This window comes from Roseibium suaedae, assembly GCF_900142725.1.
Classification (GTDB): Bacteria; Pseudomonadota; Alphaproteobacteria; order Rhizobiales; family Stappiaceae; genus Roseibium; species Roseibium suaedae.
This window is the reverse complement of the sequence record NZ_FRBW01000001.1, coordinates 586,310-605,059: the sequence shown is the minus strand read 5'-3', so window position 1 is coordinate 605,059 and position 18,750 is coordinate 586,310. Positions and strand designations below refer to the sequence as shown.

Sequence of the window (18,750 nt, the reverse complement as noted above, 5' to 3'; positions counted from 1 at the left end):
TCAGTGGAGGAACCGGGCATCCGTCCGGATCCGCCTGTTTTAGGAGGCCGTCATGGCATTGAAGGACATTCTCACGATCATTGACCTTGCTGGCAGCCAGCCGGCGGTCAACTACGCGCTGGACCTGGCAAGCCGCAGCGACGCCCATGTGACCGGCCTTGCGATGGCCTTTGAGCCCGTGGTTCCAGCCTTTGCCGCAGCGCCCATGCCCGTTGACTATCTGCAGGCAGCTCACGAGCAGGCGGTTTCCGCAGCCAAGGATGCCCGTGGTGCCTTTGACGAACTGGCCCGCCGCGCCGGCATCAATTCGGAAAGCCGCGTTGCCGATCTTCTGACCGGTGGCCCGCTGGAAAGCGTGCTGCAGCACTGCCGCACGACTGATCTTGTTGCCGTCAGCCAGGCGAACCCGGATTCTCCGGAGCCCATGCGCGATCTCCTGATCGAGACCATCCTGTTTGAAAGCGGCGTTCCGGTTCTGCTCGTGCCTTACATCGGCGCGCCGACCGGTGCTCCGAAGCATGTGCTGATCGGCTGGGACGGCAGTTCCACGGCAACCCGTGCGGTGCATGCCGCTCTGCCGCTGTTGTCGAGCGCGGAAAAGATCACCGTTCTGCTGGTGGAAAAGAAAGCCCGCGGCGGCGGTCAGCCGGGTGCGGAAATTGCCACCTATCTTGCCCGCCATGGCCTCGACGTGACCATCGACGTGGTCACCAATCCGCAGGCCGGTGTGGCCGACACGCTGCTGAACTACGTCTCTGATCATGGCATCGACCTGGTTGTCATGGGGGGCTATGGCCACAGCCGCATGCGCGAGTTCCTGTTCGGCGGTGCCACACGGGAAATCCTTGCCAGCATGACCGTGCCGGTTCTGATGGCGCACTGATCAAACGCCTTCCGAAATTTCGGAGCAAAAATCCTCTGGCCAGACCGCTCAGTCTGGCCAGAGCATCATGGGCAGGAGCCGGAGCCCGGGAGGAGCCAAGGCCAGGCAAGAACGCACTTTCGCCAGAGGCATATCAATGACGATCCGCAATCTTGATGGTTTCTTCGCCCCCACCTCCATTGCCGTGATCGGGCCGAGCCGGCATCCGGAGGCCTTGCTCTCCGCTCTTGCAGAACGGCTCGCATCCCTCAAACAGAAACTGCCCCTCACCCTTTCCGGCCTGAATGACCTCGGTGACCTGTCCGGGCTGGAGGGAACGCACACCGCTTCTGTCGATGACATCCCGCAGGGCGCGGCCGATCTCGCGATCTGGCTTGGCGCAGCGGAAGACACACCCGATGCGATCGCCAGGCTGGCCGGAAAGGGCACCCGCGCGATCCTGATCCTGTCCTCGGGCTTCGAAAGCTGGCCCCAAGATCTTCTAGATCAATGCCTGACCGCCAGCCGTGAGAAATGTGTCCGGCTGATCGGTCCCGGCAGTCTCGGTTTCGCCATTCCCCATCTCGGTCTCCTCCCGCTGCTCAGCGCCGATCTTCCGGCGGCAGGGGACATCGCCTTCTTCGCCCGCTCCGGCGCGGTGATGAATGCGACCTTGTCCTGGGCTGCCGCCCACCAGACCGGCTTTTCCGGCATCGTGTCCCTTGGCGCACGCATGGACGTGGATGTGGGCGATCTCATTGACTATTTCGCACGGGATTACCGGACGCGGGCGATCGTCATCCACCTTGAAGCCATTTCCAGTCCGCGCAAATTCCTGTCCGCCGCCAGAGCTGCTGCCCGCAGCAAACCGGTCGTGGTCATCCGCTCCGGCCACCGGGCTCCTCCGAGCGGCCTTGCCTACCAGACCCACGCAGGCCGTCTTGCCACAACCGACCTCGTCTATGACGCGGCCTTCCGCCGCTCCGGCATGTTGAGGGTTGCGGATCTGGACGCCATGTTCGAGGCGGTGGAAACCCTCTCCCGCGTCCGCGCACAGGATCTCAAGGCGATCGCGCTTCTTTCCAACAGCCGCAGTCTTGCCAGCCTTGCAACAGAGCGCTTGCGTGAAAGCGGTGTCGCCAATGCGCGGCTGTCCAATGAGACCATCGACCAGCTGGCCCCCATGCTGCACCAGCAGATCCCCCAGCGCTATCATGACGATCCGGCCTATACCGGTCCGCTCATTCTGCAGGAAAGCCTGCCGCCGGAAACGCTGCAGAAAGCCATCGGCATCCTGCTGAGGGACCCGGCAACCGATGGGGTTCTGACAGTGAATGCCCCGACGGCCTTCACGCCGCTTCATGCGCTGGCGGAGGCAATTGCAACGGCCGCAAAGGACGACAAGCGGCGCACGGGGCGGCGCAAGGCCATCGTTGCCTGCCTCGCCGGTGCGGATCTTGAAGCGCAGGCCAAGCTGGATGCCGCCAAGGTGCCCTGCTTTGCCAGCCCTGCCCAGGCAGCAAGGGCCGTCTCCTATCTGGCGCAAGATGCGGAAGCACGCGACTTCCTGATGGCCTTGCCGCCAAGCCTGCCGGAGGACTTCACACCGGACACGGCCGCCGCCCGCGCGATCATCGAGAGCGCCATGGCGGAAGGCCGCTCCAGCCTGTCCCCGAAGGAGGCTGCCGCCATCCTGACGGCGTATCAGGTGCCGATCCTCGAAACGCACATGTGCACGACGGCAGCCGAAGCAGGCCTTGCCGCCCGCGCATTGCTTGGCGCATCAGGCCGATGCGTGGTCAAGCTCATCTCGCCCGACCTGCCCTTCAAGTCCCGGATCGACGGTTTGCGGTTCGGTCTGGAAACCCCGGAGGCTGTGAAGGCGGCCGCGCAGGAGCTTCTGGATCAGACCGCAAAGACCTACCCGCACGCCCGGATCACCGGAGTTGCCGTGCAGCCGATGCTCGAAGACAGGCATGGGATTGAACTCTATGCAGGGCTTGCCGAAACCCCGGTCTTCGGACCGGCACTCGTTTTCGGCCAAGGCGGAACGGCCGTTGAAGAGCTGATTGATATTGCCGTCGAGCTGCCGCCGCTCAACCTGCATCTGGCGGACGCGCTGATTGGACGGACGCGGATTGCGCGGCTGATCGACGGCACCAGCAGCCGCCCTGCCCTCGACCGGGCAGCCCTTGCCCTGACGCTGGTGAAACTCTCCCAGATCGCAAGTGATCTGCCGGAAATCCGGGAACTCGATATCAACCCTCTGGTCCTGCAGAAAGAGGGCATGATCGCTCTTGATGCCCGGATGACCCTTGGCGTTCCGATCCATCACCCGGGCAGAAGCGGCACGTCCCGCCTCGCCATCAGCCCCTATCCGAAGGAGTGGGAGGGCACGCTGACGGTCAAGGATGGGCAGAGTGTTCTGGTGCGTCCCGTGCGGCCGGAGGACGAGGGACTGTTCCGCGCCTTCTTCCAGTCCGTCACGCCGGAAGACCTGCGTCTGCGTTTCTTCGCGCCAGTGAAGGACTTCAATCACCGTTTCCTCGCCCAGCTGACCCAGCTCGACTACGCCCGGTCCATGGCTTTCGCCGCCATTGATCCGGAGACGGGCAAGCTTCTGGGCGTTGTGCGGCTTCACTCAGACCCGGATCATAAGTCCGGGGAATATGCGGTGATTGTCCGCTCCGATCTGAAAGGCATCGGCCTCGGCTGGGCCTTGATGAAGCACATCATCCGCTATGCGAAGGCGGATGGAATCGAAACCATTCATGGTGAAGTGCTGAAGGAAAACACCAGCATGCTGTCGGTCTGCCAGGCTCTGGGTTTCCATGTCGCAACCTCTCCGGATGATCCGGGCATTGCCCATGTCACCTTGCCGGTCTCGACCGACCTACCTGCGAACTGAACCGGGCCTGAACGAAAACCCCGGCAAGGCGCCAACGCCTGCCGGGGATTATAAATGCGCCCTTCAAGACTGATCAGCGCCTGGCTTCGGCTTCCGTGCGGATCTGGGTCAGGGACCGGGCCGGTGTGATGGCTTCAGGGTCGAGCTTCAAATGCAGCAGCGCAGGCAGGCCGGAGGCTTTGGCCCGCTCGAATGCCGGACCGAATTCCTCTGTGGTCGTGACCGTTTCTGCAAAGGCGCCATAGGATCGGGCAAGGGCTGCAAAATCCGGATTGACCAGCTTGGTTGCGGACGGGCGGCCCGGATATTCACGCTCCTGATGCATGCGGATCGTGCCGTACATGCCATTGTCGATGGCCAGCACGATGATCGCAGCCCCTTCCTGGCAAGCGGTGCCGAATTCCTGCATGGTCATCTGCAGGCAGCCATCACCAGCAAAACAGACCACATCCTGATCTGGACAGGTCAGCTTGGCGGCCACGGCACCTGGCAGGCCATAGCCCATGGACCCGGAGGTCGGGGCAGCCTGAGTGCCGAACTTGCGGAAGCGGTGAAAGCGGTGCAGCCAGGTGGCATAGTTGCCGGCTCCATTGGTGAAGATGGTGTCATCTGCACAATGCCCCTCGATCCAGTCCATGACACCGGACATCTGGAGGCTGCCTGCGGTCTGCGGGCGCGCACCCGACCAGGCCAGATAATCCTCATGAGCGGCCTTGGCGTCGCCAGAATTCTTGAGCTCGACCGGCGGCTGCAGGCCTTCTGCAGCCTTGCAGAAGGCGGCGGGGCTGGCGTGAATGGCCAGGGACGGACGATAGACCCGGCCCAGTTCCTCCGCATCCGGATGCACATGCACAAAAGGCTGCGACGGCTGGGGAATATCCAGCAGCGTGTAGGACTGGCTGGGCATTTCCGACAGGCGGCCGCCGACCAGCAGGATCAGGTCAGACGCCTTGATCCGCTCGGAAAGCTTGGGGTTGATGCCGATGCCGACATCCCCGGCATAATTGGGGTGCAGGTTGTCGAACAGCATCTGGCGGCGGAAGGAACAGGCGACCGGCAGGTCGAACCGCTCAGCGAACCGGGTGAAGCCGGCAACGGCTTCGGCCGTCCAACGGCTGCCGCCCAGAATGGCAATCGGACGCTCGGCAGCCCAAAGGCGCTTCTGCAGATCGGCCATGACGGTCAGACCCGGATGGGTCTCCACCTGGCGCCAGGGGTCGGGCTGGGCCACATCGGCCATCTCGACCAGCATGTCTTCCGGCAGCGCCAGAACAACAGGGCCCGGACGGCCGGAGGTTGCCACGTGATAGGCACGGGAGATGAATTCGGGAACGCGGTGGGCATGGTCGATCTCGGCCACCCATTTCGTCATGCCGCCGAACATCTGGCGGTAATCGACTTCCTGGAAGGCCTCACGTTCGCGCATGCCGCGCTCGATCTGGCCGATGAACAGGATCATCGGCGTGGAATCCTGCATGGCCACGTGAACGCCTGCAGCGGCATTGGTCGCGCCCGGACCGCGGGTCACCATGCAGATGCCCGGCTTGCCGGTCAGCTTGCCATAGGCGTCGGCCATCATCGCCGCGCCGCCTTCCTGACGGCAGACGGTCACTGCGATCGATGCGTCATAGAGCGCATCCAGAACCGCGAGGTAACTTTCACCGGGAACACAAAAGACACGGTCCGCGCCATGGGTTTCCAGTGCATCGACCAAAAGCTGGCCACCTGATTTCTGCGCCATGTCCATTCCCTGCATTCATGAAGCCTGCGGCGCATTTCAGCGCCTACAAGCTCTATAGCGCAGTTATGGCCAGCCCCGCATCAGCCAAGAGGCGGCTGACGCAAGGCTTTTGGCAATGACATCATTCCCCGGTGGAACGAAGTCACGCTTTCCGGAGATCAGACCGGCAGAACCGTCACGACCTGGAAGGTGTGCATGTCGCCGTCTTCATCCTTGATCGAGACGTATTCGCCCGGCTCGAAGGGATGAGCACCGAAGCGATAGCCAGCTTCATCATCCTCGTCCCCGTCAATGTCATAGCGGAAGGCCCAGGAGCCGCCCGGACGATGAACCAGATGACCGATATCTTCCTCTTCGCCTGCCCAGAACCGCCGGACCCGGCAATGGTCGCGATCCTTCTTCCAGGCCACCGGATCAATATGGCCACTTCCGTCCAGCGGGGCGGTGAACTCATACCCATGCTGGGCAGAGCCGTTCGGAAATTCCTTCGTCCGGGCCAGGTTCAACCTGATCTTCTTCAGAGCCGAATGGTCACTCATATGCGTTTCCTCCTGGGAATGTGTGACATCAGAGTCTCATATTCACCTGGGATATCCTTGAGCAGGATCAAGGATCTGCCAAGATGCTGGTCCACAATCGGATCGAAGGCCATTGATTGCGCAGGACACCGCCTCATGACGGAACACACGGGACAGGACGAGATCTTCAGCTTCCTGACTGGCCTTTCCAGGGCCGCAGGCAATCCGCGCCGGATCGACACCCATGCGAACACCGTCTTTCTCGGCGGCGACCGGGCCTACAAGGTCAAGCGGGCGGTGAAATACCCCTTTCTCGACTATTCCACCTTGGCGCTGAGAGAAGAAGCCTGCAAGCGGGAGATTTCCTATAACTGCCGCAATGCGCCGGACATCTATCTGGAGGCCCTGCCCATCACCCGGGAGACATCCGGTGACCTGGCCCTTTCCGGCAAGGGTGAGCCGGTGGAATGGGCCGTGGTCATGCGCCGCTTCGACGACAGCCTGCAACTCGACCTCCTGGCCTCTGCCGCGCCGCTTGATCTTGAGATCTGCGACAAGCTGGCCCGGATGATGCTCGGAGCTCACGAGGCTGCACCAAAGCACCCGGACAAGGCCGCAAGCTTTCTCGCGGAGCTTGAAAGCTACACCCGGCAGAACGAAGCAGCCTTTGCCGAGCACCCGGACCTCTTCCCCCCCAGTGATGCGGCCCGCCTGACTGCCCTTTCCCATGCCTGGCTGGAGCGGACCGGCGACCTGATCCTGAAGCGCGGCGGCGCGGGGCTCGTGCGCCTGTGCCATGGCGACGCCCACACCCGGAACATTGTCCTGATCGGGAATGAGCCGGTTCTCTTCGATGCCATCGAGTTTTCCGATGCCATCGCCACCACGGACACGCTCTACGACCTCGCCTTTCTGCTGATGGACCTGTGGACCCGGGACCAGAAGGCTGCCGCCAACAGGGTGTTCAACCGCTATCTGGACCATGCCCGAGCCTGCAGGCTGGAGGGGCCGGAGCATCCCGACGGGCTGGCTACCCTGCCCTTCTACCTGTCCATGCGAGCCGCCATCCGGGCCAAAATCGCCGCCAGCGCTGCGGCGAACCAGCAGGATGAAGAAATGCGCATGGGCCAACAGGCCGACGCACGGCTTTATTTTGCTCATGCGCTGGAGTTTCTGGAGCCAAGCACGCCCTGCCTTGCAGGCATTGGCGGATTTTCAGGAACGGGCAAAAGCCACCTTGCCTATCGTCTGGCTCCGGAAATCGGCCGGGCGCCGGGGGCCCGCGTTCTGCGCACGGATGTGGAACGCAAGGCGCGACTTGGCCTCAAGGAAACCGACAAGGCTCCGCCAGAGGCCTACACGCAGGACGCCTCCGATGCCGTCTACAAGGCACTGGAAGAGCGGGCCCGGACGTGTCTCGCGGGCGGTCACTCCGTTCTGTTCGATGCGGTTCTGGCAAAGCCAGCCGAGCGGGAAAAACTCCAATCCATCGCGGCAAGTTGCGAAGCGGGGTTCACCGGCTTCTGGCTGGAGGCAGATGAAAGCGTGCTGAAGCAACGGGTTTCCGGGCGCGTTGGCGATGCATCCGACGCCACCGCCGAGGTAATCGACCTGCAGCAGAGTTACGACATCGGCCCTCTGGGCGTTTGGGTCAGGATCGACGCTTCCGGCACACGGCAAGAAACGGCAGAGCAGGCCCGCAAACATCTTCTTGCCGCCGCGGACGAAAGCTGATCAGACACCGAAGTGGCGCAGGGCCGCAACGGCGAGAACGGCGGCAGCAACCGCCAGCGTGTCTTTCTTCAACAGCGCCATCACCGCGCCAGAGACAATGATGCCCGCGCTCATGGCCAGCCCGCCCTGAAGTGCCATTGGCAGGATGGTGGAAATGATGATCGCGCCCGGCAAGGATTCCAGCGCCCGGCGCACGCGCGGGGTAAGCGGCACGCGGCCCATGACCCAGTAGCCGCCCGCACGCATGGCATAGGTGGCCGCAGCCATGACCAGAACCGCGGAAACGAACATGGAATCCGCGCTGAAAAGCCCCTCACTCATCGAGATAGGCTCCCGCAAGTGCACCAGCGATGCCGCCGGTCAGAATGCTCCAATAGCCGCCGAAGAGAGACCATGTCACCAGCGCCACCAGCCCGGCGATGCCCCAGCTCATGGTCTGGCGGCGCCCTTTCCACAGCGGCATGATCAGGGCAATGAAAAAGGCCGGCATGACCACATCGAGGCCCCAGACCTTCGGATCGCTGACAATGCTGCCGAAGAAATAGCCCGGCAGCATCGCAAGCGACCAGACGAACCAGAGAAACACGCCGCTGCCGAGATAGAGCCCCCAGTCCCGCTCGCCCTTGTCATATTCCCGAAGCGCCAGCAGCCAGTTGAGATCGGTCAGGAAGAACAGGGACGGATAGGTCAATCCGGCGGGCACCTGACCAAGCCAGGGGCGCAGGCTGGCCCCGATCAGCAGCATGCGCATATTGACGGCCGTCGTGACGCCAACCATCGCAATCAGGACGCCCCAGGTCACCGGATCGGAATAGACCTCCATGGCGACAAACTGGGAGGCGCCTGCAAAGACAACCGAGTTGATCAGCGCTGTTTCCAGCAGTGTCAGACCCTTCTGGGCGGCAACCGTGCCGAAGACCATGCCGAACACGATCACGCCCGGCAGACCCGGCAGACAGAGAGAAGCCCCGCGCAGGCAGCCCGCCATGGTCAGGGTCACAGTTTTGGAACTTTGCATGTCTGACTTTCAGCCCGCAGCAGCCTCTTGGGAAAAAGAGCTGGCGGGACCAGCCATTCGGAGACAGCGCTTCAGAAGTGTCAGCAACATTGACCCAAAGGATCTACCGCCACCAATCAAAACTGATGATGAGTTCATTCAGCCCAGTGATGAAAACCTGCCCGGCAGGGCACTCACGTCACATCAGAACCTTGTAGATCATCCGCGCACCGGTGAAGGCCAGGAACACAGCAAAGACGAGACGCAGCTTTTCCGGCGGAATGGTGTGGGCGAGCTTGGCCCCGAGCGGAGCCGAATAGACGCTCGCCGGGATGATCAGGAAGAAGCCAACCAGATTGACATAGCCAAGGGAAAACGGCGGCAGGTCCGGATTGCCATACCCGTACCAGATCGACATCAGCGTTCCGGGAATGGCGATGATGAGACCGATGGCAGCAGCCGTGCCGACTGCCTTGCGGATCGGGAAGGAGAAGAGCGTCAGGATCGGCACGCCGAGGGTTCCCCCGCCGATGCCCATCATCACGGAAACACCGCCAATGATGAAACCCAGGACCTCGCGCAAGGGGGAGCCGGGGAGCTGATCCGCGATGCCGGAGCCTTCCTTGCGCAGCACCATGTTGGCAGCCACCAGCAGGGCGACCACACCGAAGATCAGGGTCAGCATGCCGCCGCTGAGATTGCCCGCAAGGGCGGAACCGCAGATGACGCCGATGGCGATCGGCAGCAGCCAACGCTTCAGCAGGTCCATGTCGATACTGCCGCGCTTGTAATGGGCGCGGGCAGAGGAAGCCCCGGTGGCAATGATCGTGGCCAGCGAGGTGCCGACCGCCAGATGCATCAGAACACTGTCCTGAATGCCGACGAGCGGAAAGATGTAATAGAGCACGGGCACGATGACGATGCCGCCGCCAACCCCCAGAAGACCGGCGGTGATGCCTGCGATTACGCCTGTCGCCAGCAGCGCAACGGCCAGAAGTGCCAGCGAAATGAAACTGATATCGGCCATGTGCGTCCTCTTATTTGCCCGCGCCGGAGGGGAACGCCTCCCTGTCACGCGACAGCAACAGATCCTGCGAAGTTTGCCTGGTGGGCAACAGCCGCTTTCAAGCTCGCAGTCCTGCCCCTAGACTGTCGCGGCAACCTCATGAGAAAGATCTAATTGCATACAATTTGAAAGGCAAGACGTATAAATGTCGACAATTCTGATTGCTGGCCGATGAGGGGCTACTGGCTTGCAGCCTATACATTCGGCCAATTCCTTGACCGGGCAGACTCGCCAGCCCTGAAGGACTTCTTTGACAGTGAGCCGGCTGTTCTAAGGAGGCTGGAAGCCTCAGCGGGCTTCATCGCGAGGTCTGGCTATGACAGCGGCGAAGACCCGAAGAGCTGGGGAACGCAAGTGTTCCCGAAATACTGGCAGGACAACGGCGACGGCTGGGCACCTTCGAGCCTGTCACTCTGGACGGATCCTGAAGCTCTGGCGGCAGCGACCTATCACGGGCTCCATGGCGCAGCCTTCAAGCGCGGGCGCGAGTGGAACCTTCCGGCCATCAATTGGCCCGGCTATGCGCTGTGGTGGGTGAAGTCCGGTCACCGCCCAGATTGGCAGGAAGCCGTCGAGCGCCATGAGCATCTGGGAGACCACGGTCCCTCGCCCCGTGCCTTCACCTTCAAGCAGCTCTATCTGCCTGATGGCACGCCGTCCAAGCTGGACAGCGCAAAGGTCAAGAACCTTGCAGGCACCAGACAGCATTCAGGCGAAGCCTGAGCGGGTAACCAGAAAACTGAAACTGTGTGGGGAGATGGTACAGACGAGTGGATTCGAACCACCGACCTTCGGAGCCACAATCCGACGCTCTAACCAACTGAGCTACGTCTGCGTATCTTTTGATCCCGGCTATGCCGCCGGGGTCAGCGTGGTGCGGAACATAGTCGTGTCCGCTGCTGCTTTCAAGGGGCTTTTAGCGTTCTTTCCACTGCCCCACAAGAGCGAATTTCGCCCCTGTCGATAACTTGAAAAATCAGCAGAAACGCTGGCGGCCCACGCCCCTTCCCAGAGGGAGGACGCCCGGCAACCCCTCACCTGTCCGAATAAAAATGCCCCGGACAGAGACCTGTCCGGGGCATTTCAGCAAACCCTCAGCCGGCAAACCGGCCGAACCCTGGCGCCATCAGGCAGCCTTGAGGTCCTTGAAGGAACGTTCCATGGCTTCCTTCACCGGCGCGGTCACTTCCGTGCTCAGCTTGGTCGCGAATTCCTGCATGTCCTTGGCCTGGCTCGACAGGGTGTCGAACTGCTGACGGGCGAAGGTGGACTGCAGTTCAATGGCTTCTGCCAGAGACTTCACTGCCATCAGGTCCTTGATGAAGGAGAAGGTGGCGTCGGTGTTCACCTTGGCTGCATCGACAGCCTTGTGGTTGAACTCGACAGCGCCCTGACGGGAGGTTTCGAAAGTGTCTTCGATCAGGTCGGTCGCGTCTTCTGCAGCGGTCTTGACCTTTGCATAGGTGTCACGAGCCTGTTCGATGCTCTTTTCCGCGACTTCACGGAAAGCAGCCGGAACTTCCATTTTCGGCATTGCAAATGCTTCGAAGTCCGGGAAACCAGCAGCACCGGTCTTGGCTTTGGTGGTACGGGCCTTCGGGGCCGGCTTTGCAGCCGTCGTTGCGTCAGTCATGATCTTTGCTCCTAAACTGGTTCGGATGCGATCATCATGTTCCAACTGGCCCGCCACCAATGTCTTGGGCAGGCCATTTCGTCATCCGCACTGTCTATATAAGGCAAGACGTGCTGCATTGCAATATTATTTTGCACTGCACAATGAAATGACGGAGGGGAACGCTGGGCTGAAGCTCCCTTGCCCCGCCGGCCCGAGGATCAGGATCCGGCTGAAAGACACATTCCGCAGACAGGCCACGGTGGGGAGCGATGCACCTGACTGGTGCCTGGGCTGGAGACGCGGCGGACCTTGAGGCCGCCGCATACCCTTGTCATTTCAGGGAACCGGTCAGCTCTTGACCGTCTTCGCTGCGTCCTGGGCTGCCTTGGTGGCAGTGTTGCCCAGATCGCGGGCCTGTTCGCCCAGGGCTTCCATCTGCCGACGCATGTAATCCTGCTGCAGCTTCATCATTTCTTCCACGTCCTTTGCCCGGACAACCTGCTGGGCGAACTTGAAAGCTGCATCGACATGTTCCTCGGCGAAGGTCAGGGCCTTCTTGTTCACGCCGGAGGTGCCGGTCTGGACAACGGAGGCCGTGTCTTCGACATTGGCGACCGCCTTCTGGGTCATGTTCATGAAGTCATCGAATGCCTTGCGGGCCTGATCCACGCTCTTTTCCGCGAAATCGCGCATCTGATCAGGAATTTCAAAACCATTCTTGTCGGCTGCCATGGATTCTGCTCCTCCAAGCTCGCGCCAAGGTTGGGCCCCGGAACCTTCGCACCGCGACCATGCCAAAATTTCGTATCACGAACTTGCGGATGACGGCAAATCCAACTGGTACAATTAACCACGCCTTCATGCGGGAGGCCTAGGAAACCTCCTTTACATGGACGCTCAACGGGATTGGCGGTATTAACGTTGGGTTTACCATGCTTGGTCTGCCGGAGTGTCCGGCGCCATGCCCGCACCCGGACGGTGACCCGCCCGGCAACCGATCCGTGCCGCAAGCCCCTGTGGAGTTGAAACTTGGACAACCAGTTGCAAACCTTCATGGAACTCAGCGCTCTTCCGGTTCTGGCAGAGCTTGCCGGGGACCGGCGCGCAGCATGGGTCTGGTCTGCAGACGGATCACGCATCCTCTGGGCCAATGCCGCGGGCGCAGCCTTCTTTTCCGTGCGCGAAGCCTCCAGCCTGGCACGGCTGGACGGTCTTGCCCGCTCGCCTGCCCGCCCGCATATCGCCCGCATCGCAACGTCCGGCTCCATAGAGAAGCCGAGCATCGACCGGCTGCGCTTCTATCGCGGGCTGCGCGTGCTGCTGCTTACCTGCCAGTGCCAGCGCCTGCAGCTGGAGGACGGCCATGATGCAGCTCTTGTCATCTGCGCGGACAAGGGACTTGCTCTGGCCGAGGCCGCTCTGCCAGCCTTCGCCGCACTTGTTTCCGGCTCGGGACGCACTGCCATCCTTCAAGATGCGTCCGGCGCTGTTCTCGAGCGCAAGGGCGAACTGACCGGCTCACCGGAATATCTCGATCTGCCCGAAGACCAGCGCATTCTGTCCGGACCGCTCGAGCTGGACGGCGGCTACCATGAAAGCACGATCCTCGTGATCGACGCCCAGACCCGCCTCGTGCTTCTGTCCAATGAAGTGCTGGAAATGGACGAGCCGGAAGCGGAAGACGACGCAGAAGACGCCGATACGCTCGAGACCATTTCGAAGATCCTGGCAGCAGCCGAGTTGAAAATTGCTGAGACCGGCACTCCCGACCCGGTAATCGAGCCAGTACCGGCAACGGAGACGGAACTCCCGCCCATCGCTGCGGCATTTGAAGCGCAAGACGCTGGATCCAGATGGGCGCGGGCCGAAGATCTCGATGAAGCCGAGGCTGAAGCCCTGCCCGGAATGGCTCTGGAACCGGACGCTGAGGCCTCCGTCCAAGATGAGGTTCCTGCGGAGGAACAGCTGGGACAAGACGTCGAAACCGCCAATCCCGGGATCATTGCGGAACTGCCAGAACTTCCAGAGGAAGAAACCGTCGAGGAATTCCGGTTCATCGCCCGCAGGAGACCTGTGCGCTTTGCCTGGAAGATGGATATCGACCAGCGCTTCACCTTCATTTCCGACGAATTCATCGACACGCTTGGACCGGGGGCAGCGGATATCGTCGGCAAGACCTGGGCGGACGTGTCCAGTGCCTTTGACCTGGATCCGGCAGGATCGATTGCCCGTTCCCTGGACCGCCGCGACACCTGGAGCGGCAAGACGGTCGACTGGCCCGTGACGGGCATGGCCCTGCGTGTTCCGGTCGACATGGCAGCCCTGCCGGGGTTTGACCGGGACCGGCGGTTTGAAGGCTATCGCGGCTTTGGCGTCTGCCGCACGGCAGATGCCATCGAAGACCCGCTTGCGCCACTGCTTCCCCTCATCGCAGAAACTGGCGACCTGAACCTTGCCGGGCCGGAAATTACCCTCCAGCCTGAAGCAATTGATTTCGGCGCCCCAACGGGCGAAGCGGTGGCAGAAGCAGCCCTTTCCTTGCTGGAGAGCGACGCGGTTTCTGCCGACGAAACGCCCTCGGAGACATTAGGCACCGAACCGGTGGAAGCCGTGATCATCCCGGCCGAAGAAGCTCTGTCCGGGGAAACTCCGGCTGAAGAGGTTGCGACGACCGAAATCGACGAGGTTGTCCCGGAGACGACCGGGGGTCTTCAAGCGTTCGAGGAACCGACTCCAGAGGCCGCACCGGTTGATGAAGAGCCAGCGTCTGCTCTCGAACCCGCGCTGGACCAGCCAGATTCTGAAAACCAGACGGAAGTCGGCGCCGCACAAGACCTGGCGATGGCTGGAGCGCAAGTCACCGAACCACAGCCGGTAGTCTCGCCGGTAGCCCCGTCAGAACCGGAGATCTCTTCCGACGGTTCCGACGCTGCCGCAGACATGGCTCCGGAAGACGAAGGTCCAGCTGAAGCTTTCCAAGCATTGGAAGCTGAGCCGGTAGAACCCGCGATTGCGGCAGAAGAAAACGCTGTGCCGGAACCAAAGGCAGACCTCGCGCCTGAACCGGTGTCCGCGCCGGAGGTTGAGGCGGAACCATCCACCACCGAAGCTCCCGCTCAGGCCGAAGAGTTGACCGAGGTAGAAGAAGATGCCGCGTTTGAAAGCCTGGACAACGAGCCAGCTCTAGCTGCCGCAGAAATTATCGAGCCAAATGCAGAGGCGGAGACTGAGGCGGAGACCGAAACTGAAGCCGAAGTCGAGCCTGTTGCGCAAGCAGAGCCCTCACCGGAAGCCAAACCGGAAGAGCAGCCCGACCTGACGCCCCAGCCCAAACAACCGCTTGCAGGCGGCACGTTGATCGGTGCCAGCGCGGCTGCCCTGCTGAACGGTCTGTCCCTGAAGACCTCCCGCCCGGCGGCGCCTGTCCAGCAAGCCACGGAGCAGGATCTTTTCCCGCGGGACGAGGCCGCACCGGTTACCGAGCGCAAGACTGCCGCGACGGAAACCGCAACAGAGCCCCAATCGTCCGCTGCACCATCGCAACAAGCGGAAGAGCCGGTCGGCATCAGCGGCTCCGCGCTTCTCCATCCCTCGGAGATCGAGACGGCCGTCCGCACGCTGGCCAAGAACTATGGCCGCAAGCCGCAGGAAACTCTGCCGCTGACCGCCCCGTCAGAGCCAGACGCCCCAAGCGAGGAAGCCGCAGAGAAAGCCGCGCCTCTAACAAACGCTCCGGCTGCTCAGGACATTTCTTCGCCTGCCGAGACCAGGACCGGCAACGACAACCTGCGGCATGACAATGATGCCCGCGAGGACGATGCCGACCTGTTCCCGACAGATTCCGCCGGTGAAGATCAGAGCGCATCTTCCACGCCGGACGACGAAGACTCCAAGGTCATTCATCTGGTTGGCCGCCGTCCGCGGGTCGTTCCTGTCGATACATCGCGCCTGTCCCGTCCGGAACGCGCCGCGTTCCGCAAGATCGCCGAGGCTCTGGGCGCCCGCCTGGAAGGCGACATGGAGGAAGGCCGGGAAGACGAAGCGCCGGATCAGGAACTCGAGCAGGAACTGGCCCGTTTCAACGCCCCGCCCCAGGCTGGCCCGATTGATCCGCGCCTGCTTGACAGGCTGCCGATCGGCATCGCCATCGCCCATGACCGGGACGTTCTTTATGCCAATGACACGCTGCTGGCGATGCTTGGCTACAAAACCCTCGCAGCCCTCGCGGACGCTGGCGGGCTGGAAGCCATGTTCGTTGAGGATGACGACAGCTTCCCGGATGCCGAGCGCATGGAAGGCACCGTCGATGACACCTTGAAGGTGCGCCTGGCAGGCGGCGGCCTGAGGGCCGTGGATGCACGCATGCATTCGGTCCCCTGGAACGGTGGCAGCGGATTGATGATCTCCATCACCGAACGCCCCGCTCCTGCTGCCCCCGCTGCAGCTCCGGCGGTCGCCCCTGCAGACACTGCTGCCCTGAAGAAGGCGCAAGACCAGGTCGCGGAGCTGGACACAATCCTGGAAACGGCAACAGACGGTGTCCTCGTGCTCGACCGCCACGGCACGATCACCAAGGTCAACCGGTCAGCCGAAGCGCTGTTCTCAGCGAACCGGGTGGACATGGAAGGCGCGCCGCTGACCGAGTTCCTGGCTCCGGAGAGCCATCGCTCCGCCGCCGACTACCTCGACGGGCTGATGCGCAACGGCGTTGCCAGCATTCTGAATGACGGGCGCGAAGTGCTGGGCCGGGTTTCTTCCGGCGGCCTGATCCCGCTGTTCATGACCGTCGGCCGGATCTCCGGCAACGGTGGCGAACCGAAATTCTGCGCGGTGCTGCGTGACATCACCCAGTGGAAGACCGCCGAGGAAGAGCTGACCCAGGCCAAGCGTCAGGCGGAAAATGCCAGCTCGCAGAAGTCAGATTTCCTGGCCAAGATCAGCCATGAGATCCGCACGCCGCTGAATGCGATCATCGGCTTCTCGGAAGTCATGATCGAAGAGCGCTTCGGCACCATCGGCAACGACCGCTACAAGGAATATCTGAAGGACATCAGGACTTCGGGCTCGCATATCATGAGCCTCGTCAATGACCTGCTCGATCTGTCGAAGATCGAGGCGGGCAAGATGGACCTGCGCTTCTCCGCCGTCTCCCCAAACGAGGTGATGAGCGAATGCGTGGCCCTGATGCAGCCGCAGGCAAACCGAGAACGGGTGATCATTCGCGCCAGCCTGCCGGATAGCGTGCCGAGCATCGTGGTCGACCAGCGGTCCCTGCGCCAGATCATGCTCAACCTCCTGTCCAATGCCATCAAGTTCAACAAGTCCGGCGGTCAGGTGATCATTTCCAGCGCGCTGGAAGATACGGGGGAAGTGATCCTGCGCGTGCGCGATACCGGCACAGGCATGAGCCCGCAGGATCTGTCGGCAGCGCTGGAGCCCTTCCGCCAGGTCCACACCTCCCGTTATGGCGGGGGAACCGGTCTGGGCCTGCCTCTCACCAAGGCGCTGGTGGAAGCCAACCGGGCTTCCTTCCGGATCGACTCCACCCCGGACCAGGGCACCCTCGTCGAAATCCGCTTCCCGTCCCAGCGGGTGCTGGCGGAATAACGAGGGTTAACGCCCCTCACCCCAGCCCTCTCCCGGCGGGAGAGGGAGCAGGCTGTGCCATGCGGCATGGCTGCCGGGAACAACGGTTTCTTAGAGACTGAGACTTCCGGCAGGGACACCTCTCTCTGGGAGAGGTCGGACCAAAGGCCCGGGTAAGGGTTACCGGCACGAAAGCGCTTCAGCCTGCTTCTCTCTAATAGTCAGGGAGAAAGGCTCGCCGCGAAGCACCGAGCCTTTTCCTGAAACTCAGACTTTACCCTGACGCTTCAGCTCGGCGTAGGTGTCGTCCAGCGTCTTGCGAGCGGTGGCGACCAGCAGATCAGCTTCATCATGGGACAGAACCAGCGGCGGCGAGATGATCATGCTGTCGCGCACGGCGCGCATGATCAGGCCATTCTGGAACGAAATATCCCGGCAGATCGTGCCAACCGTGCCCGTGTCGGCAAAGGCCTTCTTGCGGTTGCCCTTTTCCGGCACCAGTTCCAGCGCACCCACGAGACCAACCATGCGAGCCTCGCCGACGAGCGGATGCTCGCCCAGCGCTCTCCAGCGGCTCTGGAGATAGGGACCGATGTCGTCCTTCACCCGCTCGACCAGCTTTTCGCGCTGGATGATTTCCAAATTGGCAAGGGCCGCCGCCGCGCAGGCCGGGTGACCTGAATACGTGTAGCCGTGGTAGAACTCGCCGCCCTTGTCAATCACACCTTCAGCGACACGGTCGGAGACGAGGACCCCACCCATGGGCAGATAACCGGAGGTCAGACCCTTGGCGATCGGCATCAGGTCGGGTTTCAGGCCGTAATAGTCAGACCCGAACCAGGTGCCCAGCCGGCCGAACCCGCAAATGACCTCGTCGGCGACAAACAGGATGTCGCGTTCAGACAGGATCCGCTTGATTTCCGGCCAGTAGGTTTCCGGCGGAATGATCACACCGCCCGCCCCCTGGATTGGCTCGGCAATGAAGGCGGCAACCTTGTCTTCGCCGATCTCGTCGATCTTCTGCTCAAGCTGGCGGGCAATATGAACGCCGAACTCGTCGGGGCTCATGTCCCCACCCTCGCCGAACCAGTAAGGCTGGTCGATGTGGTCGACACCCGGAACCGGCAGATCGCCCTGCTCATGCATGGCCTTCATGCCGCCCAGACTGGTGCCGGCCAGCGTCGAGCCGTGGTAGCCGTTCCAGCGGCCGATGATGACCTTCTTGTCCGGCTTGCCCATCTGGTCCCAGTAGTGCCGGACCATCCGGAACACGGTGTCATTGGCCTCTGATCCGGAAGAACAGAAGAACACGCGGTTCATATGATCCGGCGCGATCTCCGCGATCTTCTCGGCCAGGGCAATCACCGGCGGATGAGAGGTCTTGAAGAAGGTGTTGTAGTAGGAAAGCTCCAGCATCTGCTTGTGAACGGCGTCAGCAATTTCCGGCCGGCCATGGCCAACCTGCACGCACCAGAGCCCCGCCATGCCATCAAGAATGCGCCGGCCTTCCGAATCCGTCAGCCAGACCCCATCCGCCTTGGTGATGATGCGCGTCCCTTCCGCATTCAGCTCCTTCGTGTCGGTGAAGGGATGAATGTGGTGGGCAGCATCAACGGCCTGCAGGGCAGCGGTCGGATAGATATTGGATACGGCGGTCATTTTCTAAAAACACTCTCCGATAGCATGGCCGACGGCATGGCCAATGGCATGGAAAGACGCCGGA

The 18,750-nt window shown here is 62.1% G+C and carries 13 protein-coding genes and 1 tRNA gene; 5 read left to right on the top strand and 9 right to left on the bottom strand.

Annotated features, from left to right (window positions below; genetic code table 11):
• The first annotated feature begins 52 nt into the window (after window positions 1-52).
• Both BUA94_RS02725 and BUA94_RS02720 read left to right on the top strand, forming a co-directional pair.
• Window positions 53-883 (top strand): universal stress protein, encoded by an 831-nt coding sequence (locus BUA94_RS02725; RefSeq protein WP_073008474.1) that lies wholly within the window; start codon window positions 53-55, stop codon window positions 881-883.
• A gap of 136 nt (window positions 884-1,019) precedes the next feature.
• Window positions 1,020-3,770: a bifunctional acetate--CoA ligase family protein/GNAT family N-acetyltransferase gene (locus BUA94_RS02720; RefSeq protein ID WP_073008471.1), complete on the top strand. Its 2,751-nt coding sequence runs from the start codon at window positions 1,020-1,022 to the stop codon at window positions 3,768-3,770.
• A 73-nt stretch (window positions 3,771-3,843) separates the two neighbouring features.
• Here BUA94_RS02720 and BUA94_RS02715 read toward each other — a convergent pair whose 3' ends face one another.
• Window positions 3,844-5,511 (bottom strand): thiamine pyrophosphate-binding protein, encoded by a 1,668-nt coding sequence (locus BUA94_RS02715; protein WP_175557981.1) that lies wholly within the window; start codon window positions 5,509-5,511, stop codon window positions 3,844-3,846.
• A gap of 158 nt (window positions 5,512-5,669) precedes the next feature.
• Window positions 5,670-6,050, bottom strand: a complete 381-nt coding sequence (locus BUA94_RS02710; protein ID WP_073008465.1) for a hypothetical protein — start codon at window positions 6,048-6,050, stop codon at window positions 5,670-5,672.
• A 135-nt stretch (window positions 6,051-6,185) separates the two neighbouring features.
• On the opposite strand from BUA94_RS02710, the gene BUA94_RS02705 reads away from it, so the two are divergent.
• Entirely contained in the window at window positions 6,186-7,763 is a 1,578-nt protein-coding gene (locus BUA94_RS02705) for a bifunctional aminoglycoside phosphotransferase/ATP-binding protein (protein ID WP_073008461.1), read from the top strand.
• On the opposite strand, the gene BUA94_RS02700 is transcribed toward BUA94_RS02705, so the two are convergent.
• The 3 genes from BUA94_RS02700 to BUA94_RS02690 all read right to left on the bottom strand — a co-directional run bounded on the left by BUA94_RS02700 (window position 7,764) and on the right by BUA94_RS02690 (window position 9,787).
• Window positions 7,764-8,084 (bottom strand): AzlD family protein, encoded by a 321-nt coding sequence (locus BUA94_RS02700; protein ID WP_073008458.1) that lies wholly within the window; start codon window positions 8,082-8,084, stop codon window positions 7,764-7,766.
• Complete coding sequence (locus BUA94_RS02695) at window positions 8,077-8,781, bottom strand: AzlC family ABC transporter permease (protein WP_084081669.1); 705 nt, start codon at window positions 8,779-8,781, stop codon at window positions 8,077-8,079. The genes BUA94_RS02700 and BUA94_RS02695 overlap by 8 nt, the downstream gene beginning before the upstream one ends.
• A gap of 178 nt (window positions 8,782-8,959) precedes the next feature.
• Complete coding sequence (locus BUA94_RS02690; RefSeq protein WP_073008454.1) at window positions 8,960-9,787, bottom strand: sulfite exporter TauE/SafE family protein; 828 nt, start codon at window positions 9,785-9,787, stop codon at window positions 8,960-8,962.
• 210 nt (window positions 9,788-9,997) lie between these two features.
• Here BUA94_RS02690 and BUA94_RS02685 point away from each other — a divergent pair, with 210 nt between their 5' ends.
• Window positions 9,998-10,549: a DUF3291 domain-containing protein gene (locus BUA94_RS02685; protein WP_073008452.1), complete on the top strand. Its 552-nt coding sequence runs from the start codon at window positions 9,998-10,000 to the stop codon at window positions 10,547-10,549.
• A gap of 35 nt (window positions 10,550-10,584) precedes the next feature.
• On the opposite strand, the gene BUA94_RS02680 is transcribed toward BUA94_RS02685, so the two are convergent.
• The 3 genes from BUA94_RS02680 to BUA94_RS02670 all read right to left on the bottom strand — a co-directional run bounded on the left by BUA94_RS02680 (window position 10,585) and on the right by BUA94_RS02670 (window position 12,173).
• Window positions 10,585-10,661: transfer RNA gene (locus tag BUA94_RS02680), tRNA-His, on the bottom strand.
• Between the two features lie 291 nt (window positions 10,662-10,952).
• Window positions 10,953-11,459, bottom strand: coding sequence for a phasin (locus BUA94_RS02675; RefSeq protein WP_073008449.1), 507 nt, complete (start codon window positions 11,457-11,459; stop codon window positions 10,953-10,955).
• Between the two features lie 330 nt (window positions 11,460-11,789).
• Entirely contained in the window at window positions 11,790-12,173 is a 384-nt protein-coding gene (locus BUA94_RS02670; protein WP_073008446.1) for a phasin, read from the bottom strand.
• A gap of 297 nt (window positions 12,174-12,470) precedes the next feature.
• Here BUA94_RS02670 and BUA94_RS23745 point away from each other — a divergent pair, with 297 nt between their 5' ends.
• Window positions 12,471-17,048 (top strand): ATP-binding protein, encoded by a 4,578-nt coding sequence (locus BUA94_RS23745; RefSeq protein ID WP_073008443.1) that lies wholly within the window; start codon window positions 12,471-12,473, stop codon window positions 17,046-17,048.
• A gap of 246 nt (window positions 17,049-17,294) precedes the next feature.
• On the opposite strand, the gene BUA94_RS02660 is transcribed toward BUA94_RS23745, so the two are convergent.
• Window positions 17,295-18,686 carry an aspartate aminotransferase family protein gene (locus tag BUA94_RS02660; protein WP_073008441.1) on the bottom strand — a complete coding sequence of 464 codons (1,392 nt, stop codon included), beginning with the start codon at window positions 18,684-18,686 and terminating at the stop codon, window positions 17,295-17,297.
• Window positions 18,687-18,750 lie beyond the last annotated feature (64 nt).

What these genes read in the sequence shown, in the direction of transcription:
- BUA94_RS02725 (WP_073008474.1), top strand. Translation starts at nt 53, where the DNA reads ATGGCATTGAAGGACATTCTCACGATCATTGACCTTGCTGGCAGCCAG.
- BUA94_RS02720 (WP_073008471.1), top strand. Translation starts at nt 1,020, where the DNA reads ATGACGATCCGCAATCTTGATGGTTTCTTCGCCCCCACCTCCATTGCC.
- BUA94_RS02715 (WP_175557981.1), bottom strand. Translation starts at nt 5,511, where the DNA reads ATGGCGCAGAAATCAGGTGGCCAGCTTTTGGTCGATGCACTGGAAACC.
- BUA94_RS02710 (WP_073008465.1), bottom strand. Translation starts at nt 6,050, where the DNA reads ATGAGTGACCATTCGGCTCTGAAGAAGATCAGGTTGAACCTGGCCCGG.
- BUA94_RS02705 (WP_073008461.1), top strand. Translation starts at nt 6,186, where the DNA reads ATGACGGAACACACGGGACAGGACGAGATCTTCAGCTTCCTGACTGGC.
- BUA94_RS02700 (WP_073008458.1), bottom strand. Translation starts at nt 8,084, where the DNA reads ATGAGTGAGGGGCTTTTCAGCGCGGATTCCATGTTCGTTTCCGCGGTT.
- BUA94_RS02695 (WP_084081669.1), bottom strand. Translation starts at nt 8,781, where the DNA reads ATGCAAAGTTCCAAAACTGTGACCCTGACCATGGCGGGCTGCCTGCGC.
- BUA94_RS02690 (WP_073008454.1), bottom strand. Translation starts at nt 9,787, where the DNA reads ATGGCCGATATCAGTTTCATTTCGCTGGCACTTCTGGCCGTTGCGCTG.
- BUA94_RS02685 (WP_073008452.1), top strand. Translation starts at nt 9,998, where the DNA reads ATGAGGGGCTACTGGCTTGCAGCCTATACATTCGGCCAATTCCTTGAC.
- BUA94_RS02675 (WP_073008449.1), bottom strand. Translation starts at nt 11,459, where the DNA reads ATGACTGACGCAACGACGGCTGCAAAGCCGGCCCCGAAGGCCCGTACC.
- BUA94_RS02670 (WP_073008446.1), bottom strand. Translation starts at nt 12,173, where the DNA reads ATGGCAGCCGACAAGAATGGTTTTGAAATTCCTGATCAGATGCGCGAT.
- BUA94_RS02660 (WP_073008441.1), bottom strand. Translation starts at nt 18,686, where the DNA reads ATGACCGCCGTATCCAATATCTATCCGACCGCTGCCCTGCAGGCCGTT.